This is a genomic window from Rhodoferax sp. (assembly GCF_037143375.1).
Taxonomy (GTDB): domain Bacteria; phylum Pseudomonadota; class Gammaproteobacteria; order Burkholderiales; family Burkholderiaceae_C; genus Rhodoferax.
Window position 1 is genome coordinate 1 of the sequence record NZ_JBAWYV010000064.1, and the last position, 18,741, is coordinate 18,741.

Consider the following 18,741-nt stretch of genomic DNA (forward strand, 5'->3'; position numbering starts at 1 on the left):
AGAACCTGGACGACTCAAGCGCCACTGGCTTTGTCTTTGAAGAGTTGAGTGCCAAGGGTTTGCTGAGTGCCATGCGAAGAGCCTTTGTCTTGTTTCAACGCCCGGATGAATGGCGTGCCGTCCAGAAACAAGGCATGGGCCTGCGATTCGACTGGCTCGCCGCCGCTCAGCACCATATCGATCTGTATCAGTCTCTGCGGCCAGGCGCCAAACTTGCGTCAGCATTCATTATTCGGTAAAAACCAACTATGCCTCAAACATTATTATTTCAATTTGACAAGCCCACCAATAGCGTTGAAGCGCTTCGTCGTTCGATCTCGAACCGTTTGGTGTACGCAGTGGGTAAAGACCTGCGCTCAGCCACTCAGCGTGACTGGTTGTTTGCCGTTTTTTATGCTGTTCGCGACCGCATCATGAACAGTTGGCGCGAGTCACTGGCGCAGGCCGAAGATCAGGACGCCAAGCGGGTGTACTACCTCTCGATGGAGTTTCTCACCGGGCGTGCCTTGACCAACGCCATACTGGCAACCGACATCTACGAGCCCATCAAGCAGGCCTGCGCTTTGCTGGGGGCCGACTTTGACGCCCTGATTGACCTGGAACCCGATGCCGGCTTGGGCAATGGCGGCCTGGGTCGCCTGGCAGCTTGCTTTCTGGATTCGATGGCCACGGTGGGGCTGCCCGGCATGGGCTACGGTATTCGTTACGAATACGGCATGTTTGCTCAGCGCATTGAGCATGGTCAGCAAGTAGAAGAACCTGATTATTGGTTGGTAAATGGTTACCCCTGGGAGTTCATTCGTCCCGAGTTCAGCTACACCATTCGTTTTGGTGGCCGTCTGGTGCCTCAAAATGGCCATTCACTGTGGTTGGACACACAAGACGTGATTGCCACTGCCTACGACAGCGGGGTGCCTGGCCATCAAATGAGCAGCGTGGTTACCATGCGGCTCTGGTCGGCACGCGCCAGCGGCGGGGTTAATCTTGATGCGTTCAACCGGGGTGATTACATCCAGGCGGTAGAGGCTAAAAACCAGTCTGAAAACGTCTCACGCGTGCTGTACCCAGATGACCGGACTGAGCACGGGCACGAACTCCGTTTGCGCCAGGAATACTTCTTTGTCAGCGCCTCGTTGCAGGATATTTTGCGGCGGCACCTGAAAAATCACGGGGGCTTTGACCAACTGGCTGACAAGATCGCCATCCACCTGAACGACACTCACCCGGCCTTGGCGGTACCTGAGTTGATGCGCTTGCTATTGGACGAGTACCAGGTCGACTGGGAAAAGGCGTGGTCTTTGTGCACGCGAATTTTCTCGTATACCAATCACACGCTCATGGAAGAGGCGCTCGAAACCTGGCAGGTCGATTTGCTGGGCCGGGTGCTGCCGCGGCATATGGGTCTGATTTACGACATTAACGCTCGATTCCTCGCCGAAGTGCACAGCCGCTTCCCCGCAGACCATGCCTTGTTGCGCCGTATTTCCCTGATTGAAGAGCGCGGCGTGCGCCGAGTGCGCATGGCGCACCTTTCGGTGCTGGCCAGCCACAAGATCAATGGCGTTTCGGCCTTGCACAGTCAGTTGATGGTTGACACCATCTTCTCGGACTTTGCACGGATGTACCCCGATCGTTTTTGCAATAAGACAAATGGCATTACCCCGCGTCGCTGGCTGTCACAGGCCAACCGGCCGCTCTCAGCCCTGATTGACAGTCGCATTGGCGCGGAGTGGCGGCGCGATCTGGATCAATTGACGCAACTGCGTGAGTTCGCCGATGACCCTGAGTTCCAAAACGCATTCCGCTTGGCCAAGCAGCAAAACAAGCGCCGCCTGACCGACCTGATTGCCCAGTGCCCCGGGGTGGTGGTCGACCCGCACAGCCTTTTTGATGTGCAGGTTAAGCGCATGCACGAGTACAAGCGCCAGTTGCTTAATGTGCTGCATGTCATCACGCGCTATCACCGCATTTTGGCTAACCCGCATGCAAACTGGGTGCCCCGTACGGTCATCTTCGCCGGCAAGGCTGCCTCGGCTTATTACATGGCCAAGCTGATCATTCGGCTTATCAATGATGTGGCGCGCGTCATCAACAACGACCCCCGCATTGGTTCGCTGCTGAAGGTGGTTTTCATCCCCAACTACCGGGTGTCGCTGGCGGAGATCATCATCCCTGGCGCCAATCTGTCAGAGCAGATTTCAACCGCTGGTACGGAAGCCTCGGGTACCGGCAACATGAAATTTGCTCTCAATGGGGCTCTCACCATTGGCACCTGGGATGGCGCCAATATTGAGATTGCTGAAAACGTCGGGCTGGACAATATCTTCATCTTTGGTAACCGCACCGACAAAGTCGGCGAGTTACGCGGCAATGGCTACCAGCCACGCGGGTACTACGAGAAGAATTTTGACCTGAAGTGCGCTATCGATCGGATCGCTGAAGGCGAGTTTTCACCCGAAGAACCAGAGCGTTACCGCAATGTGGTCAACGCCTTGATTGAGTCTGATCATTACCAGTTGCTGGCCGATTACGACGAATATGTGGCGTGCCAGGACCGGGTCGATGACCTGTACCGCCGTCCTGCAGCCTGGACCCGCAGCGCTATTCTTAACGTGGCAGGCATGGGGGTGTTTTCATCTGACCGCACCATCCGTGAATACGCCAGCGAAATATGGGGTGTTGAGCCGCTCTCGATGCCGCCGTTGGCGACCGTTGGCTAAGGTTTCTTTTACTGAAACTTTACTGTCGCTTCAATGGACTGAAGCGGGCCCGGCTTAGACTGCAGTCATGAGCCAACACCTTTTGATGATCGAAGACGACGCCCGCCTGGCCCGGATGGTGAGCGAGTACCTGGGGCAGTCCGGGTTTGAAGTCGGCCATGCCGGCGATGGTCAGAGTGGTCTGGCCGCCATCCAGGCGAGCCTGCCTGACTTGGTGATTCTGGACTTGATGCTGCCAGACATGGATGGTCTGGAGGTCTGCCGTCGCATACGGGCGCTACCCGGAGCGCTGGCGCAAACGCCGGTGTTGATGCTGACCGCCAAGGGCGACCCGATGGACCGCATCATCGGGCTTGAAATTGGAGCAGATGACTACCTGCCCAAGCCGTTTGAGCCGCGCGAGTTGCTGGCACGCATTCGTGCCGTGTTGCGTCGGCGCGTCGAAGGCGCGCCGGTGGCGGGCAAGCAATTGCGTTTTGGCACCCTTGAGATTGACCGCGACGCCCGCACCGTCAGCGTCGGAGCTGCTGTTTGCGACTTGACCTCCTACCAGTTTGACTTGCTGGTCGCTCTGGCCGAGCGGGCCGGGCGGGTGCTCACGCGTGACCAGATTATGGAAGCCGTGCGAGGGCGCGAACTCGACGCCTTTGACCGCTCCATTGACGTGCACATGGGGCGCATTCGCGCCGCCATTGAGGTGGATGCCAAGAACCCCAAACGCATACTTACGGTGCGTGGGGTGGGCTACGTGTTTGCCCGACAGCAAGACTGACCATGTTTTTCAAGCGGCTCTATGTGCGCATCTGGCTGGCCGTGGTGCTGGCAGTAGCCGTGCTCACTTTGCTGGTAGGCTGGGCCTGGCGTCTGGCCACCGACGCACCGTTGCGTGATGTGGTGATTCGCAACGAGTCCGGGCAAGTCATCGGCAAAGGCCACTCGCGTCTGCGTCGGCCGGAAGCGGATTCAGAAGCCCGCCCCGCTGGCGAGCCGGGCGAAGCGTCCCCAACGATGGTTCCTCGCAATCTGGGCGGTAATGGCCCCGAGTTTGTGGTCCTCATGGACGATGGGCAGGTGGTTCACATGCATCTGCCACGGCCCCCCAACTCGCTATGGTTTCGACCGCCGTTTGGATTTGTCTGGATGCTGACCCTGGTGGCGATTGCCGTGGCGCTGGCCACATATCCGATTATTCGCAAGCTCACGCGTCGCCTGGAGCGTCTACAAAATGGGGTGGAGAAATGGGGCGAGGGCGATCTGTCGATTCGCGTGCCGGAGAGCGGGCAAGACGAGGTGGCGTTTCTGGCGCGGCGTTTTAACCACGCCGCCGAGCGCATTGAAACCTTGGTGAAGTCGCATGAGTCCTTGTTGGCATCTCAGAAATCACTGTTGGCCAATGCCTCCCACGAACTGCGTTCGCCACTCACCCGCATCCGCATGGGGTTGGAGTTGATGGGTGCACCCTCTTCCCCGACCTTCAAGGCTGAAATTTCTCGAAATATTGCTGAACTGGATCAGTTGATTGAAGAGATTCTGCTGGCCAGCCGACTTGATGCCTGCGAGGCTGATTTGGGGACGGTGGAGTCGGTGGATCTGATTGGCTTGGCGGCTGAAGAATGCGCCCGTGTCGGGGCTGAGTTGGATGTCCAACTCGGGCAAGGTGTGACGGCCACCGATGGCGCGCCGGCTGAATCATCCTCATTGGCGGTGCAGGGCGTGACCAAGCTGCTTCGACGGATCGTGCGCAATTTGCTGGAGAATGCTCGTCGCCATGCTGCCGGTGATATTAGTGTGACCTTGGAAAGGACCGATACACAGGCCGTAATCACTGTGGCCGACCGTGGCCCGGGTGTGCCGCCAGAATTGCGCGAACGCATTTTTGAGCCTTTTTACCGTTTGCCGGGTGCAACGGAGCGCGATGGCGGTGTCGGGCTGGGGTTGGCACTGGTGAAATCCATCGTTATTCGCCATGGTGGCAGTGTGCATTGCGAAAATCGACCTGACGGCGGTGCTTGTTTCGTCGTAAAACTGCCTTTGGCAGATGAAACTGGCACAAACACCTGAAAAAAGTGGAAATTTTTTGAAAATAGGCCTCAATATCCCCCAAATGGGGGATGGTGCAAGTGCGCAATGCCCGTTAAAGTTGACCCAACTGCTGTCACAGTGTTCAAGAGTTGGAGCCCAGTCGACAAACAGACGGGCTTTCAAGCTCATGGGTTTTCATAGTTCCAACGACGTCCCTTCGGGGACTTTTACAAAGCCACCTTCGGGTGGCTTTTTTTTAGCCAAATTGACTTCTAGCCCCCGTATTACCTGCGCGAGTAGCTATATTTTTTGCAGTACGTCTGCCGGCGTGATGTCGGTCAGGCAGCGGGTGTGGCCCAGCGGGCATTCCCGCATAAAGCAGGGAGCACAGTCCAGTGGGGGATGGTAGGCAGGATTGTTTTTGAGCCACAGCACGGTGGCTTGCTCGCTCAGTGGGGGGGTGTGCAATGGGCTGCTCGAGCCAAAGAGCGCGATTTGCGGCACCCCGAAAGCTGCGGCGACATGCATCAGGCCTGAATCGTTGCTCACTACGTTTTTAGTAGCTGCTATCGCACTGAATGCTTGGACTAGCGTTGTTTTGCCTGCAAGGTTCAGGCATTTGCCCGGTTGCTCGGCATTAACAGGTGCCGCGATCTCTTCACAGAGGTCGAACTCTTTGCTGGAGCCCAGCAAGACGACCGTACGGTCCAAAAGTCGGGCTAAGGTTGAGAAATGCGCTGCCGGCCAACGCTTGGCAGGGCCGTACTCGGCGCCGGGCGCAAACACGACATAAGCGCCGCGTTGCAAACCCATCGACATCAGGGCCAGATCAACGTCTGCGTCGTTCATGCGCAGTTGCGGGCGATCATTCGCCAAGTCAGACTCACCACTGAGCGCCGAGTAAAAAGCGACCATCGGTGGACGCTGGGACTTGGGTGGGTTTTTCAGTCGCTGGGTCAGCAGGCCAATCCGGGATTCGCCGGTGTACCCGATCCGCTTGGGAATACCCGCCAGAAACGGCAACAGCGAACTTTTCAGCGAGTTGGGGCAGAGGTAGGCGGTGTCAAAGCGTCCCCGGAGTTGTTGGGCCAGCTGGCGGCGGGCTTGCCACTGCAGTCCCCCGTGGGCAAACGGAAATTCAATCACCTCGGCCACCTGCGGAATCAAGCGGTAGACCGGGGCGACCCAGGGCAAGGCACCGACCGTGAGGCGTTCACCCCGGTCGGCCAGGCGACGCATCAGAGGTTCGGTCATCACCGCGTCCCCGATCCACTGGGGCGCGATGACCAAAGAGCGGGAAGTTGAAAGGGGAGGTGACCCCAATTCTTTAATGTCCACCCGCGAAGTGTTCGCCGTCTTTCAGTTTGTAAACAGTGCCGCAGTAAGGGCACTTGGCCTCACCGTGAAGGGCCACGTCAAGGTAAACCTTGGGGTGGCCGTCCCAGATTTTCATGCCGGCCAGCGGGCTGGGGCAATACACGCCACCTTGGAGGTTCAGGTCTTTGGCCAGTAGTTCAATGGATTTATTGCTCATGGGGATTTTGGAGTTTTAGTGGAGGTGGTGTCGGCGCCGGGCTCAGACTTTCGTCAGCCAATCGGCATATTTGGGGTTGCGGCCATTGACGATGTCAAAGAACGCACTCTGGATTTTTTCGGTGATCGGACCTCGTGAGCCGGATCCAATTTCAATCCGGTCGAGTTCGCGAATGGGCGTCACTTCGGCGGCTGTTCCGCTGAAAAAAGCCTCGTCAGCGATATACACCTCGTCACGGGTGATGGGCTTCTCACGCAACTCGATGCCGAGGTCGGCGCAGATCGCAAAAATGGTGTTGCGGGTAATGCCGTTGAGGGCCCCTGCGCTGGAGTCGGGGGTGTAGACCGCGCCTTTGCGCACGATAAACACGTTTTCGCCTGCGCCCTCAGACACAAAACCTTGCGGGTCAAGCAATAGTGCTTCGTCGTAGCCCTCGTCGGTGGCTTCCATGTTGGCCAGAATCGAGTTGGTGTAATTGCTCACCGCCTTGGCGTGGATCATGGTGATGTTGACATGATGGCGCGTGAAGCTGGAGGTCTTGACGCGGATGCCGCGCTTCATACCCTCATCGCCCAGGTAAGAGCCCCAAGGCCAGGCCGCCACCATCAAATGGATGGAATTACCTTTGGGAGAGACGCCCAGCTTTTCGGAGCCAATCCAGGTCAACGGCCGGATGTAGCAACTGGGCAGCTTATTGGCGCGCACCACGTCCAGCGTGGCCTGCATGACTTCCTGCTGGGTAAACGGGATTTTCATGCGCAGGATTTTGGCGCTGTTGAACAAGCGCTCGGTGTGCTCTTCAAGCCTGAAAATGCCGGTGCTGCCGTCTTGCAGGTGGTAGGCTCGCACGCCTTCAAAGGCGCCGCAGCCGTAGTGCAGGGTGTGGGTCAGGACGTGGATTTTGGCGTCGCGCCATTCCACCATCTGGCCATCCATCCAGATTTTGCCGTCGCGGTCAGCCATGGAAGGGGGTTTCGCAGTCATGAGTTTCCTTAAAGAGGTCAAAGATTGTCTTTTAAAAAACTGATTTTACGGGGCAAGCCGCAGATGTTTCCCCACATCTGCCGTCGGGGCTCGCCGCTACGCTTTTGGCGGCACGGGCCAGCGCACGACCACGGCCAGGCCGCCTAATAAAGTCGACCGACTGACTTGCACCTGAGCGCCAAAGACATCGGCAATTCTTTTGACAATGGACCAACCCAAGCCACTGCCGGGTTTCTCGTGGCCTAGTACCCGGAAAAAGCGCTCACCCAGTCGCGCCATCTCGGCTTCTGTCATGCCGGGGCCGCTGTCTTGCACCTGCAACTGGACCTGCCCGGCGTCAAACGCCACGCGCACCTCAATCTGCGCCCCCTCGGGGCAGTAGCGAATGGCGTTGTCGATCAAATTGCGCACCAGCACGCCGGTTAGCAAGTCATTGCCTGCCACCAGACACGCTGCGATGGCATCGAGTTCCAGGGTTTGATGACGTGCCAGCGCGGAGGTGGCGAGGTCGGCAGCGATCCGGCGAGCCACCGCGCTCAAGTCCACGGTGGTGACCGAGGTCGTGCTGGCGGGGGATGCTTCCAGCCGCGCCAGTGTCAATAATTGCTCGACCAGGCGGGTCGCTCGGTCGCAACCCGCCAGCGTGGCCCGCAAGGCATGCTGGCGCTGAGCCTCGTCATCGCCTGCGCCCAGTGCGACCTGCGCCTGGGCCCGAATGCCGGCAATCGGGGTGCGCAGTTCGTGCGCGGCATCGGCGGTAAAGCGGCGCTCGGACACCACCATCTGGTCAATGCGCTCAAACAAGGCATTGAGCGATTGAATCGTTGGTTGCAATTCCGTCGGCAAACCTTCCAGCATCACCGGTTCCAGGGCTTGCGGGCGCCGCTGACTCAGCATCTGGCTGAGTTGCCGCAAGGGCGCCAAACCCTGACTCACGGCCCACCATCCGCCCAATGCCAACAGCGGCAGGGCATACAACAAGGGTAATAAAACGCTGTGCAGGATGGCCCAGAGAATCGCATTGCGGGACGCCGTTTGTTCACCCACATAGACCTGAACATCGCTCACGGTGCCACGCGTGGAAAACACGCGCCACCGGTCACCATCGCTCAGTCGAACGGTCTCAAAGCCGTGGTCTTTGGGCGACATGGGTTTCAAGCCCGCATTGGCCGAGCGCATAACCAGTTTGCCTTCATGGAACACCTGAAACGCCACCAGGGGCGCGTATTTGTGCAGGGTCGGGGCATCTGCTACGCCATCATCTTCATCGGCCCCGGCTTGTTGCACCACCAGCAAGGCGGCCGCCTGCGCCAGATGGCCATCCAGCAGGTCGTCAAGCTCTTCACGCGCATCGACCCAGGTCAAAATGGCGGCACCGACCCACACCACCGTCACCAGCGTCAAGAGTGGCACCAGCAACCGCGCCTGCAAGGACTTGAGGGAGCGCCGCCGAAAGATCATTTCAGCTCCTGCGTGCGCAACACGGTGTAGCCCACGCCCCGCACGGTTTGAATCACATCAGGGTGCAGTTTGCGCCGCAAGTGGTGAATGTGGACCTCAATGGCATTGCTGTCGACCTCATAGCCCCAGCTGTAAAGTTGCTGCTCCAGTTGCTCGCGTGACATGACGCGGTCGGCATTGAGCATCAGGACGTGCAGCAAATCAAACTCGCGCGTGGACAGGGTGACAGCCTCGCCATTCAGGCTGACCCGCCGGGTAGAGGGCTCCAGCAGGACTGCGCCGCATTGCACGGTATCCTGCATCTGGCCGTGCGAGCGCCGCACCAGCGAGCGCAGGCGCGCGCCCAATTCATGCAAATCCACCGGCTTGACGACGTAGTCATCGGCCCCAAGATCCAGGCCCCGAATTCGGTCGGGCACGGCGTCCCGCGCAGTCAGGACCAGCACCGGGGTACTGATCTTGTGGGCCCGCAGTGATTGAAGGACGTCAAGGCCGTCTTTGTAGGGAAGGCCCAAGTCAAGCACGGCCGCTGTGTAGTCGCCCGCCATCAACTCCCGTTCGGCGGCGACGCCGTCGCGCACCCAGTCCACCTGAAAGCCCAGTTGACGCAGTCCGGCGCGCAGGCCGTCGCCCAGAATCTCATCATCTTCAGCCAGCAGGATTCGCATAATAAAAACTCCAGTGTGGTTCAGTCATTGTCGCGCTCGTGCGAGTCGTGTTTTGAGTATTCTGAGGAGCTGGTGCGGCCCTGAACAGGGTTTGGCGCAGGCGCTTGCCATTGCAGCCACCAGTAGCCCATCACAACGCAAACGAGGACCAGCGCCAATGGCCGCCAAGAGCGGCGAATGCCTTCGCCGGGCGCGCCTTCCTTGATGCCTGTGAGCATGGCGCGCACCAGATTTTCGCGGTGCAGCCAACTTGCCAGCACCACGCCGGCCACGTGCACGCACACCATGGCCAGCATGAAACCGGCAGCACCTTCGTGCAGCTCTTTCACCCAATGTCCGCCCAGATCGGTGTAAAAAACCCAGCCACTCAGGACGACGGTCAGGCTTGACGCCAGCAACAACACAATCGCCACTGCCCCCGCCGGGTTGTGGCCGTTGTGGTGTTCCGGTGTGCCACTCAGCATGGATTTCCCGTAGCGCAAAACCGCTGATGGGCCGCGTACGAAACTGCCAAAGCGAGCGTAGCGGCTACCGATTACGCCCCAGACCAGACGAAACACCACCAAACCACCCAACGTGTAGCCCAAGGTGAGATGCAGCATCAGCCAGCTGTCACTTTCAGCGGTCAAGTAGGCGCCGGCAAAGCACAGCACCATGAGCCAGTGAAATACCCTTATGGGTGCGTCCCACACCCTGATTTTTGTCTTTTCGGTTGAAGGGGTCATGTGGAGTGTCAAGTGGGTTTCATTTAGAGTAAGGCGGTCCGGGTCAATGCGACAGATGCAAGTTGGGAAAAGTGCCCAAAATGAGAATTGTCATCTTGCATTGACCCTTCGTGGAGGACCATCTTAGGAATGGCAGATTAAGTATTTCTTAAATAAAGCAGTATTCTGTTGTCTGTGTTTTTGCACTTGCAACGACAATCCCCAACTCTTAGCCTTAGGAGAACGCCATGAAAAAACAATTATTGATGTGGGTCGGTAGCCTTTGCCTGGCAGGCATGACCTTGCCTGCGCTGGCCGAAACCCCATTGACCCCCAAAGCGCAATTAGCCGCCGACAGTAAAAAAGCGCTGTCACGCTACAACGAGGACAAGAAGCTTTGCAACGATGAAGCCGCATCCAATGCCCGCTTGCAATGCCGACGCGATGCCAAAGCCGAGTACGACAAGGCCATAGTGGCAGCCAAGGCGCAAATGACGGCAGCGACCAAAGCAGCGCCGGTCAAAGCGGTCAAGGCCGCCAATGGGGCCGCCCCAGTTTGCGCCGATTGCGGCAAGGTGGTCGCCGTGACCGTGACCGAAAAAGAGGGCGAAAGCAGCCCACTCGGCCTGATTGCCGGGGGGGTCGCCGGTGCCGTGCTGGGGCACCAGGTCGGCAGTGGCATGGGCAAAGACCTGGCCACGATTGCCGGGGCCGCAGGCGGCGCTTACGCCGGCAAGAAAATCGAGGAAAAAGTCAAAACCAAAAAAATCTGGGTGGTCAGCGTGCATTACGCCAACGGCACCAAAGGCAGCTTTGACTTTGAGCAAGACCCCGGCCTGAAGGCGGGTGACTCGGTCAAGAACTCGGGCAGCACCATCGTGCGTGATTGATCAGGCGCCGCAGCATCGCAGGTCGGGTGAGCCAGCCGGCACAACCCGACTTGCCAGCAGCGCTAATTATTGGTGTTTTAAGCCTCTAGCCCCCGTTGTATAAGCGTGAGCAGCTATTAAATATATAGCTTTTTATTGCAGCGACCGCACCACGTCCATCGCCTGTTCGACCCGTTCCACGGCGTGGATCGTCAGGCCTTCAATGGGCTTTTTGGGCGCGTTGGCTTTGGGCACCACTGCCACGCTGAAGCCCAGCTTGGCGGCTTCTTTCAGGCGCTCCTGGCCGCGTGGCGCGGGGCGCACCTCGCCCGCCAACCCCACTTCGCCAAAGGCAAAAAAGCCCTTCGGCAGCGGCTTGCCGCGCAAGCTCGACGTGATGGCCAGTAGCACCGCCAGATCGGCGGCGGGCTCGCTGATGCGCACGCCGCCGACGGCGTTGACAAACACATCCTGGTCCATGCACGCCACGCCCGCATGGCGGTGCAGCACCGCCAGCAGCATGGCTAGGCGGTCTTTGTCCAGCCCCACGCTCAAGCGCCGGGGCGACGGCCCGCCATCGTCCACCAACGCCTGAATTTCCACCAGCATCGGGCGCGTGCCTTCTAAAGTAACCATGACACAACTGCCGGGCACCGGTTCGGCGTGCTGGCTCAAGAAAATGGCGCTCGGGTTGCTCACGCCCTTGAGGCCTTTTTCGGTCATGGCAAACACGCCAATTTCATTGACGGCGCCAAAACGGTTCTTGATGGCGCGCACCAGCCGAAAACTTGAGTGGGTGTCGCCCTCAAAGTACAGTACGGTGTCCACCATGTGCTCCAGTACGCGCGGCCCGGCCAGCGTGCCCTCTTTGGTGACGTGGCCGACCAGCACGATGCAGACGCCGCTGGCCTTGGCGGCGCGGGTCAGGTGCGCCGCGCACTCGCGCACCTGGGCGACCGAGCCGGGCGCCGAGGTCAGTTGGTCCGAGTAGACGGTTTGAATCGAGTCAATGACCGCGATGCTGGGTTGCATGTGGTTCAGTGTGGCCAGGATCTTGTCCAGTTGAATCTCGGCCAGCACTTTGACCTGCGAGTTGTCCAGCCCGAGGCGCCGCGAGCGCAGGGCAACCTGGGCGCCGCTTTCTTCGCCGGTGACATACAAGGTGCTTTGTCCGCTGCGCTGCAACGAATCCAGTGCCTGCAACAGCAAGGTGGATTTGCCAATGCCGGGGTCGCCGCCGATCAGCACCACGCCGCCTTCGACAATGCCGCCGCCCAGCACGCGGTCGAGTTCTTCGTGGCCGGTTGGAGTGCGCGCCATGTCGACCGCGTCGATGTCGCCCAACGTAACGACTTCGGCAGTCTTCGCTAGTGAAGCGAAGCGGTTTTTGGTGGGGGCCGCGTTGTCGGCGACCGATTCAATCAGGGTATTCCAGGCGTTGCAGCTGGGGCATTTGCCGAGCCATTTGGGGCTGGTGCCACCACAGTCGGCGCAGACGTAAACAGTTTTTTCTTTGGCCATGCCGGGATGTTACGGGACTTGTGTTGTCCCAGCTTCAGACTGTTCGGGAATAAGGTGTTCGCTCGAATTGACATTGAGCGAGGCGGGACTTGGCCTCTGGATAGATCAGGGCCTCTTCAACCGCAATGTGGTGATTACACAGTTCCAGGAAAGCACGCACCGTGCGCTGAAACTCACCCGCTTCAGGCCATGGGCTTGCGCCAGTAAGGGACTGAAGTTGTGGTTCCAGATCGAGCCAGTATTTTTCGATCCAGAAATGATCTTGAATAAGGCTGCGGACTGTGGCCATCAACGCTTGATCTCCACTCTGCATCAGCCTGGGGAAGATGTCTTCTTCTTCATCGGAGTGATGTTCGCGGGAAACGCCTGAGAAAAAAAGCTCTATTTCTCTGACCTTTTCAATGGCCTGGGGATCAAGGATTTGGTGGGTAACTTGGTCTGCAATAACGCTGAGTTCATCCAAATGAATTTGTATCTGACGATGGCAGGAGTCAAACGCTTCGAAACTGAGAACTTCAGGAACCTTGTTCATGGGACACTTTCGGTGGACTAGGCAAATTTTTGGCTGCAAGATAGATAAGAATTATCCGAGATCTGGACGACGTCAACAGAAAATACCGTCCGTTCAGAGCCCCGCAGGCGCGGCGAAGCGGGTGCCCGCTTCCTTGATGCCCCACAGCAGTTCCACCAGTGCCGGGTTGTTTAGCAAGGGTTCGCCAGCAATGATCAACCAGTACCCCGCCCCGTCAACCCAAAAAGGTACAAATGAGTAACTGGGTAGCAGGAATTCCGGGTCGGTGTGGAACGAGATGTAACGGCTGGCCCCATCCCAGCCACGGCGTGCTTGGCGAGCGGCAAAATCGGCGTAATCAGCGGCGGCGGCACACAAGGTTTCCGCGTCATCCTGCTCGATGCCGGTACGCCCCAGGCAGAAGCCGCCTTCAGAGGCCAATACGGCCCGGCGTTCGCCCGACAGTGAGGCGATTACGTGTTGCAAAAAATCGTCAAGATTAGCATCTGGTCCTTGCAATGGGCGCTCCAGGAGTTGTACCCAACCCTGTTCCACCGCCTGCGTGGCCAGTGAGGGGGCTGTGGCGACTTTTTCAGTCCAGCCGGAGAGATCCAGCGTGCGATGTCCAGCGAGCAGCGCCTGCAGGGCCAGTTCGGTAGCGCCGGGCTGTTTGTTGGCGAAAGCGTGCAATACGCCCGCTGGCGTCAGCATGAACCATTCTGAATCGGTGGGTGTCATTGCAGTACCTGTCATGGTGTGTATAAAAAAGGGTGCAGAAGTCGGCTGATTTAGCTTGAATACAGTGTATTCAGACTGAAGATCAGGGACTCCACCAGCAGGGCCATGGGTTTGTGCTGGCGTGCATCCACCTCCATTACACGCGGGGCGGCGCCTTGTTGGTTCAACTCGTTCATCAGCAGCGTGGCCACGTCAAATCGGACCTGATCAGCATGGGTGACGGCCACCACCAAGGCGTCGCTTTCGACAAACGGACGAAAGTGGTTGCAAAAAAACCGCAGATCATCGACCGGATTGGGCGCGGTGGCATTGATCATCAGCACCATGCCCTGAGCATCTTGAGACAGGATGTCCCACATGAAATCGAACCGTTTCTGGCCTGGCGTGCCGTATAGATTGACTTTGTCACCGTTCGATAGTTTCATCATGCCGTAGTCCATGGCGACGGTGGTGGCTGGTTTCAATTGACGTACCTGGTCAGTGGCTACCGCTTCGGTCAGGATCAATGGAATGTCGGAAAGCGTTTGAATGGCCGTGGTTTTCCCGGCACCGGCAGGTCCAGTGAAAACGATTTTGTAATTTTTCGTCATGGCTACTTGAAAAGGGATGGATCGAAAGTGGCCGTCACCAGGTCGGACAGGAATAGGTCGAGTTCACTGGGTGGCATGCCCAGGCGCTGAGCACGCTCTTCGGCTTGCTCCCCATCGATTTCACGGATGCTGACAGCGGACGCCATGGCATCACTCTGGCAAACCCGCTCAATCACTTTCAAGGGCGTGTTGGTGGCGATCCAACCATGGGCAGGATGAACGATGAGTGAGTTTTGAACGGTAAAACGGGCCTCGAACGGACGGTCCAGCGTCAGCATCTCGGAGAGTTTCCTCAGAAAAACAAAGCGCCCGATATCTGGTATCGACCGCAACCGGCGGGCCAAACCAGTGGCACTCAACCCATTGGCTTCGGTTGCCAGCGGCAGTTCCGGGGTGTCGGGCGGGGCTGCTGCGTTGATATACGCAGCGGCCATCTCTAGCGCGTCCTGCATCTCTTTAGTGCCGTACGGTTTGGCAAGCCAAGTCCATGAACGCATGGCAGCGCTGACCACGACGGCAGGCCAAGTCAGGTCATGGGCTGGCATCAGCAGCACCGCCGGGGTGTCTTGCAAAAGGGTTTGCAGTTTGGCAACGGCTGCTTCCGAGCCACGGGCCAGTCCGAGGGCTGCGAGGTCTGCCACGTACAGATCGGCGGGGGGCAGCGCGCCAGCGCGGTCTGCAGGTGCACTTTGCCAGGTCCAGGTTGGGCGGTTTCGACTGAAAAAGAAGCCCAGCACGGCTTCTTCACGCGGCGACAGGCCCGCGACCACCACGTTCATGTGAGTTCCTTGGGTTGCTCAAGTTGATTGCTGACCGTTTCCCAGTGGGCGGGCAGTCTCGACTGGGTACGCAGCAACGCACGGCGTGCCAGCATGAATGCCAGGTTGTCGTGACAGGTGATGCAGTGGTGAAAAAATGCTTGCTGGGCCTGCATATCGTGGCCCGCTACTGCCAGTACCACTTGCGCGGCCAGAGCGCGCGAATCGTCGCCACTGCAGCGGCGTGCGCGGGTTGAGATGTCGGCGCTGGGTCGTGCCAGCACACTCCAGCGTGTGGCCAGTGGCGTGATGCGCGACAAACGGGGCTGGTCGGCCTGCGCTTCGAACCAGCGCACTACATGCTCGGCCAAGCGTGGGCGCGCCAGCAAGAGGGCGCTGCGTTTAAAGGCGGCATCCAGCTCGCCAAAGGTCACATATATGTCGGCCAGGGCGCCTTGCCCCGGCTCTGATCCTGGCAGCGCCAGCGCCGCATTCAGGCGATCAAGGTGAAGGCTGGCGGCAGTGGGGTCCTGCAGCAAACGGCGGACCTGCCGACGTAGTGCAGTGCGTGCGCAAGAAGGGGTTTCGGTCATCGGGCGGAGATTAGTCAAGCAGGGTGTCCATCAGGTCAATCATGAACTCAGCCTCTTCTTGCGACATGGGCTCAAAGCCTTCGGGCAAGCCCAGCGCGTCGAGCACATCCGAATCGCCCGCATGTTGCCCCAGTTCAAGCAGTGCGTTCTGGATAGAAGGAAGTTTCTCGGCCAGGCGGGGATGGGCCAGCACGACATGGGAGATGTCGTGGATGGCACTTTCCACCAGCACCCGCAGTTGGCCGCGTGTCAGGCGCGTGAGGGACGCATAGGCATCGGCCAAAAAGAAGGAGGCTTCAACTTCGCCCTTGATGGCTCGCCGGGCTGCGGCCTGGTAACTGTCCACCGGCACCCACTCAATCAAGGCCTCGGTCAGGTCGGCCGGTTCCAGCAGGCGCAGGCCGATGAGTTTGACGTCCTTGTTTTCGGTCAGGGCGATGCGGCAGTGGGGTTTCAGGTCATCCACACACATCAGCCCGGATTCGGCGCCGGTGGCGATCACCATTTCGTCGTAACGGTGGATCGGCCGGGCAAATGGAATGTAGCCGTGGGTGCGGATCATGTCGGTCGCATCAAACGGATTGGCGTAGACCAGATCCACCTTGTCGGCCGCCAGCAGTTCGGCTTGTTCGTGCGCATTGGCCGGGGTTAGCAGGTGCATGCCGTGGCCGGAGCGTCGCTGCAGCAGGATGTTGAGCATGTGCCAGCCGGCAAAGCGCTCAGGTGCAAAGTCGGGGGCGATTAAAAAATTGAGACTCATGACGCGGCCTTTTCTTCGTCCAGCCACTGCTTGTAAACCGGGACAAGCTCGGCCACCCGGGTGCGCGAGGGCTTGCGCCGCACCGAGGTGTAACCCACGATCACGCCATTTCGGATATTGGGAACGGCGGTGGCGTAGACCCAGTAATAGGCGCCATCCTGGCGTAAATTTTTCACGTAGCCGTGCCATTTCAGCCCGGCGGCAATGGTGTCCCACAGGCCTTTGAAGGCGATCTTGGGCATGTCAGGGTGGCGCAGGATGTGGTGCGGAGCGCCAATCAGTGCTTCCCGGGCGTAGCCACTCATCTCCACAAAAGCATCGTTGGCGTGGGTGATGATGCCACTGAGATCGGTGCGCGAGACGATCAGGCGTCCTTCGGGGAACGGCACTTCGATCTCGGTGCAGTAGACCGTGCGCGCAGTGCCATCGGTGTAGGTGAGTTGCGCCTCGACGAAAGGAGGGGTGGGTGCGACCATGTTGGAGAGTCCCATGGTGGTCTCCGTTAGATCAGTTTGGACAGGGTGGCGGCGGCCCGCTTGATGTCCAGAAAAATCAGTCCGAGTTTGGCGTTGGACTTCGCCAGCACGGTGAGCACGGCCTCGGGGCCGGCAGAACTCATGATGACATAGCCGCGCTCGCCCTGGATCAGCACTCGCTCCAGGGAACCCCGCGTGAGTTCGCGGGCGGTGCGCTCGCCTAGCGATAACAGGGCCGCCGACATGGCGCCGATACGGTCCTCGTCCATGCCGTGCGGCAGGGCAGAGGCAATCATCAGGCCGTCGGTAGAAATGAGGGCGGAAGCCTCGATGTCGGCGGTTGAGCCGTTGAGGTCTTCCAGCGCTTGCTGAAACATGTCGGTACGCATTTAAAGCTCCTGGTCGGGGTCTGGGAAGTTGATACCCATTGGAACGGCGAGTGTTGGTCACAGTTCTGACTTGCATCAACGATCTTGGAAATGACTTTGATCAAGTTTAAACCTTTCAAGGGGTCCTAACATGACATCTGCTCAGGCAGTTGCCCGTCATGGGGAGACCTTGGCAATCGCACGAATGGCAGCGTTCGTTGATTTGCCTGAAAGTTTGATTGCTATACTTATAGGAGCTGCTAGCGCTTTGTTCACTTGGTCTAGAAGGCTATATGACAAATATTTACCGGCATCATTTCGTGGCCGTTGTGGTCGCAGAGGGCATGGGCCAGACATGAGGGGACTGACCCACCAAGAAGCGCAACAACGGCTTCGCCAGTTCGGGCCGAACCGGCTGCAGCCTGCGCTGCAACGCACGGTGCTGCTGCAGTTTTTGGCACATTTTCGCAATCCACTGGTCTTGGTGTTGCTGGCCGCTTGCGGTATTTCGGCCCTGACGGGCGACGTCTCGGGCGCGCTCATCATTGGCCTGATCGTGCTGATGAGCGTGAGCCTTGATTTTGTTCAATCCTGGCGTGCCGGTCAGGCCGCAGAACGCCTGGCCTTGCAGGTGGCGGTGTTGGCCACGGTCTTGCGCGATGGTCAGCCGTGTGAGTTGGCTGTGGCGCAATTGGTGCCAGGTGACGTGGTGTTGCTGGCCGCGGGTAGCCTGGTGCCGGCCGACGGCCAGGTGCTGGAGGCGAATGACTTCTTTGTCAATCAGGCGCAACTCACGGGCGAGCCTTACCCGGTGGAAAAAAGCGCAACCCCCCCCAAGGATGACCTGGCCACCACCGTGCCGCCGACCGGGACAGACGACGAATCGCCCGAGTCGAGCAACGCCGTTTTCATGGGCAGTTCAGTGGTCAGTGGCTCGGCCCAGGTGTTGATTCGCCGCACCGGCAGCGCCACCGCGCTGGGGAAAATTGCGGTCAGCCTGGCCGATGCCGCGCCGCCCACCGCGTTTGAGATCGGCACCCGGCGCTTTGGCATGCTCATCATGCGCTTGACCGTGCTGCTGGTGCTGTTCACCTTGCTGGTGAATGTGGCCTTGCACCGCTCGCTAGTGGAGTCGTTTTTATTCGCTGTGGCGCTGGCGGTGGGCCTGACACCCGAGTTGCTGCCAATGGTGGTGTCGGTCACGCTGACACGCGGCGCCTTGCGCATGGCAGACCTGAAAGTGATCGTCAAGCGCCCCTCCGCCATTCAGGACATGGGCGCGATGGATGTGCTGTGCACCGACAAAACCGGCACGCTGACCGAGGCCAAAATCCGGCTGGAGCGCCATGTGGACGCCACCGGGCAAGACAACCCGAAAGTGCTGGCGCTGGCCTACCTCAACAGCTATTTTGAGAGTGGTCTGAAGAGCCCGCTGGACGACGCGATCCTGGCGCACGAAGACAT

20 protein-coding genes and 1 pseudogene are annotated in these 18,741 nt (G+C 59.0%); 6 read left to right on the forward strand and 15 right to left on the reverse strand.

The window, feature by feature from the left end:
• From WCG50_RS11025 to WCG50_RS11040, 4 genes and pseudogenes are all read left to right on the forward strand, one after another.
• Positions 1-239, forward strand: a pseudogene (locus WCG50_RS11025) (starch synthase); the annotation flags it as partial.
• 9 nt (positions 240-248) lie between these two features.
• Complete coding sequence (locus tag WCG50_RS11030; RefSeq protein WP_336899650.1) at positions 249-2,720, forward strand: glycogen/starch/alpha-glucan phosphorylase; 2,472 nt, start codon at positions 249-251, stop codon at positions 2,718-2,720.
• A 67-nt stretch (positions 2,721-2,787) separates the two neighbouring features.
• Positions 2,788-3,492: a response regulator transcription factor gene (locus WCG50_RS11035; protein ID WP_336899651.1), complete on the forward strand. Its 705-nt coding sequence runs from the start codon at positions 2,788-2,790 to the stop codon at positions 3,490-3,492.
• Between the two features lie 2 nt (positions 3,493-3,494).
• Entirely contained in the window at positions 3,495-4,781 is a 1,287-nt protein-coding gene (locus tag WCG50_RS11040) for an ATP-binding protein (protein ID WP_336899652.1), read from the forward strand.
• 261 nt (positions 4,782-5,042) lie between these two features.
• Here the strand turns inward: WCG50_RS11040 and waaF are convergent, their stop codons facing one another.
• The 6 genes from waaF to WCG50_RS11070 form a co-directional block, all read right to left on the reverse strand.
• Positions 5,043-6,032, reverse strand: coding sequence for a lipopolysaccharide heptosyltransferase II (waaF, locus tag WCG50_RS11045; protein WP_336899669.1), 990 nt, complete (start codon positions 6,030-6,032; stop codon positions 5,043-5,045).
• A gap of 37 nt (positions 6,033-6,069) precedes the next feature.
• Entirely contained in the window at positions 6,070-6,276 is a 207-nt protein-coding gene (locus WCG50_RS11050) for a zinc-finger domain-containing protein (protein WP_336899653.1), read from the reverse strand.
• Between the two features lie 42 nt (positions 6,277-6,318).
• Positions 6,319-7,260, reverse strand: a complete 942-nt coding sequence (locus WCG50_RS11055) for a branched-chain amino acid transaminase (RefSeq protein WP_336899654.1) — start codon at positions 7,258-7,260, stop codon at positions 6,319-6,321.
• Positions 7,261-7,356: 96 nt separating this feature from the next.
• Positions 7,357-8,721, reverse strand: coding sequence for an ATP-binding protein (locus WCG50_RS11060; protein ID WP_336899655.1), 1,365 nt, complete (start codon positions 8,719-8,721; stop codon positions 7,357-7,359).
• Positions 8,718-9,389 carry a winged helix-turn-helix domain-containing protein gene (locus WCG50_RS11065; RefSeq protein WP_336899656.1) on the reverse strand — a complete coding sequence of 224 codons (672 nt, stop codon included), beginning with the start codon at positions 9,387-9,389 and terminating at the stop codon, positions 8,718-8,720. Before WCG50_RS11065 ends, WCG50_RS11060 begins: the two co-directional genes overlap by 4 nt.
• A 20-nt stretch (positions 9,390-9,409) precedes the next feature.
• Positions 9,410-10,114 (reverse strand): cytochrome b/b6 domain-containing protein, encoded by a 705-nt coding sequence (locus WCG50_RS11070; RefSeq protein ID WP_336899657.1) that lies wholly within the window; start codon positions 10,112-10,114, stop codon positions 9,410-9,412.
• A gap of 227 nt (positions 10,115-10,341) precedes the next feature.
• Between WCG50_RS11070 and WCG50_RS11075 the strand changes: the two genes are divergently transcribed.
• Positions 10,342-10,983 (forward strand): glycine zipper 2TM domain-containing protein, encoded by a 642-nt coding sequence (locus tag WCG50_RS11075; protein WP_336899658.1) that lies wholly within the window; start codon positions 10,342-10,344, stop codon positions 10,981-10,983.
• Between the two features lie 132 nt (positions 10,984-11,115).
• On the opposite strand, the gene radA is transcribed toward WCG50_RS11075, so the two are convergent.
• From radA to WCG50_RS11120, 9 genes are all read right to left on the reverse strand, one after another.
• Complete coding sequence (gene radA, locus WCG50_RS11080; RefSeq protein ID WP_336899659.1) at positions 11,116-12,483, reverse strand: DNA repair protein RadA; 1,368 nt, start codon at positions 12,481-12,483, stop codon at positions 11,116-11,118.
• A gap of 34 nt (positions 12,484-12,517) precedes the next feature.
• Positions 12,518-13,015, reverse strand: a complete 498-nt coding sequence (locus WCG50_RS11085) for a hemerythrin domain-containing protein (protein WP_336899660.1) — start codon at positions 13,013-13,015, stop codon at positions 12,518-12,520.
• 93 nt (positions 13,016-13,108) lie between these two features.
• Positions 13,109-13,747: a hypothetical protein gene (locus tag WCG50_RS11090; RefSeq protein ID WP_336899661.1), complete on the reverse strand. Its 639-nt coding sequence runs from the start codon at positions 13,745-13,747 to the stop codon at positions 13,109-13,111.
• 35 nt (positions 13,748-13,782) lie between these two features.
• Positions 13,783-14,322, reverse strand: coding sequence for an ATP/GTP-binding protein (locus WCG50_RS11095; protein WP_336899662.1), 540 nt, complete (start codon positions 14,320-14,322; stop codon positions 13,783-13,785).
• A 2-nt stretch (positions 14,323-14,324) separates the two neighbouring features.
• Positions 14,325-15,101: a hypothetical protein gene (locus WCG50_RS11100; protein ID WP_336899663.1), complete on the reverse strand. Its 777-nt coding sequence runs from the start codon at positions 15,099-15,101 to the stop codon at positions 14,325-14,327.
• Positions 15,098-15,691 carry a hypothetical protein gene (locus tag WCG50_RS11105; protein WP_336899664.1) on the reverse strand — a complete coding sequence of 198 codons (594 nt, stop codon included), beginning with the start codon at positions 15,689-15,691 and terminating at the stop codon, positions 15,098-15,100. The genes WCG50_RS11100 and WCG50_RS11105 overlap by 4 nt, the downstream gene beginning before the upstream one ends.
• Positions 15,684-16,433 (reverse strand): phosphate/phosphite/phosphonate ABC transporter substrate-binding protein, encoded by a 750-nt coding sequence (locus WCG50_RS11110; protein ID WP_336899665.1) that lies wholly within the window; start codon positions 16,431-16,433, stop codon positions 15,684-15,686. Before WCG50_RS11110 ends, WCG50_RS11105 begins: the two co-directional genes overlap by 8 nt.
• Complete coding sequence (locus WCG50_RS11115) at positions 16,430-16,924, reverse strand: PAS domain-containing protein (RefSeq protein ID WP_336899666.1); 495 nt, start codon at positions 16,922-16,924, stop codon at positions 16,430-16,432. Before WCG50_RS11115 ends, WCG50_RS11110 begins: the two co-directional genes overlap by 4 nt.
• Before the next feature lie 11 nt (positions 16,925-16,935).
• Positions 16,936-17,298 carry a roadblock/LC7 domain-containing protein gene (locus WCG50_RS11120; protein ID WP_336899667.1) on the reverse strand — a complete coding sequence of 121 codons (363 nt, stop codon included), beginning with the start codon at positions 17,296-17,298 and terminating at the stop codon, positions 16,936-16,938.
• 334 nt (positions 17,299-17,632) lie between these two features.
• On the opposite strand from WCG50_RS11120, the gene WCG50_RS11125 reads away from it, so the two are divergent.
• Positions 17,633-18,741 (forward strand): HAD-IC family P-type ATPase (locus WCG50_RS11125; protein WP_336899668.1); only part of this gene is annotated, 1,109 nt, incomplete at its 3' end.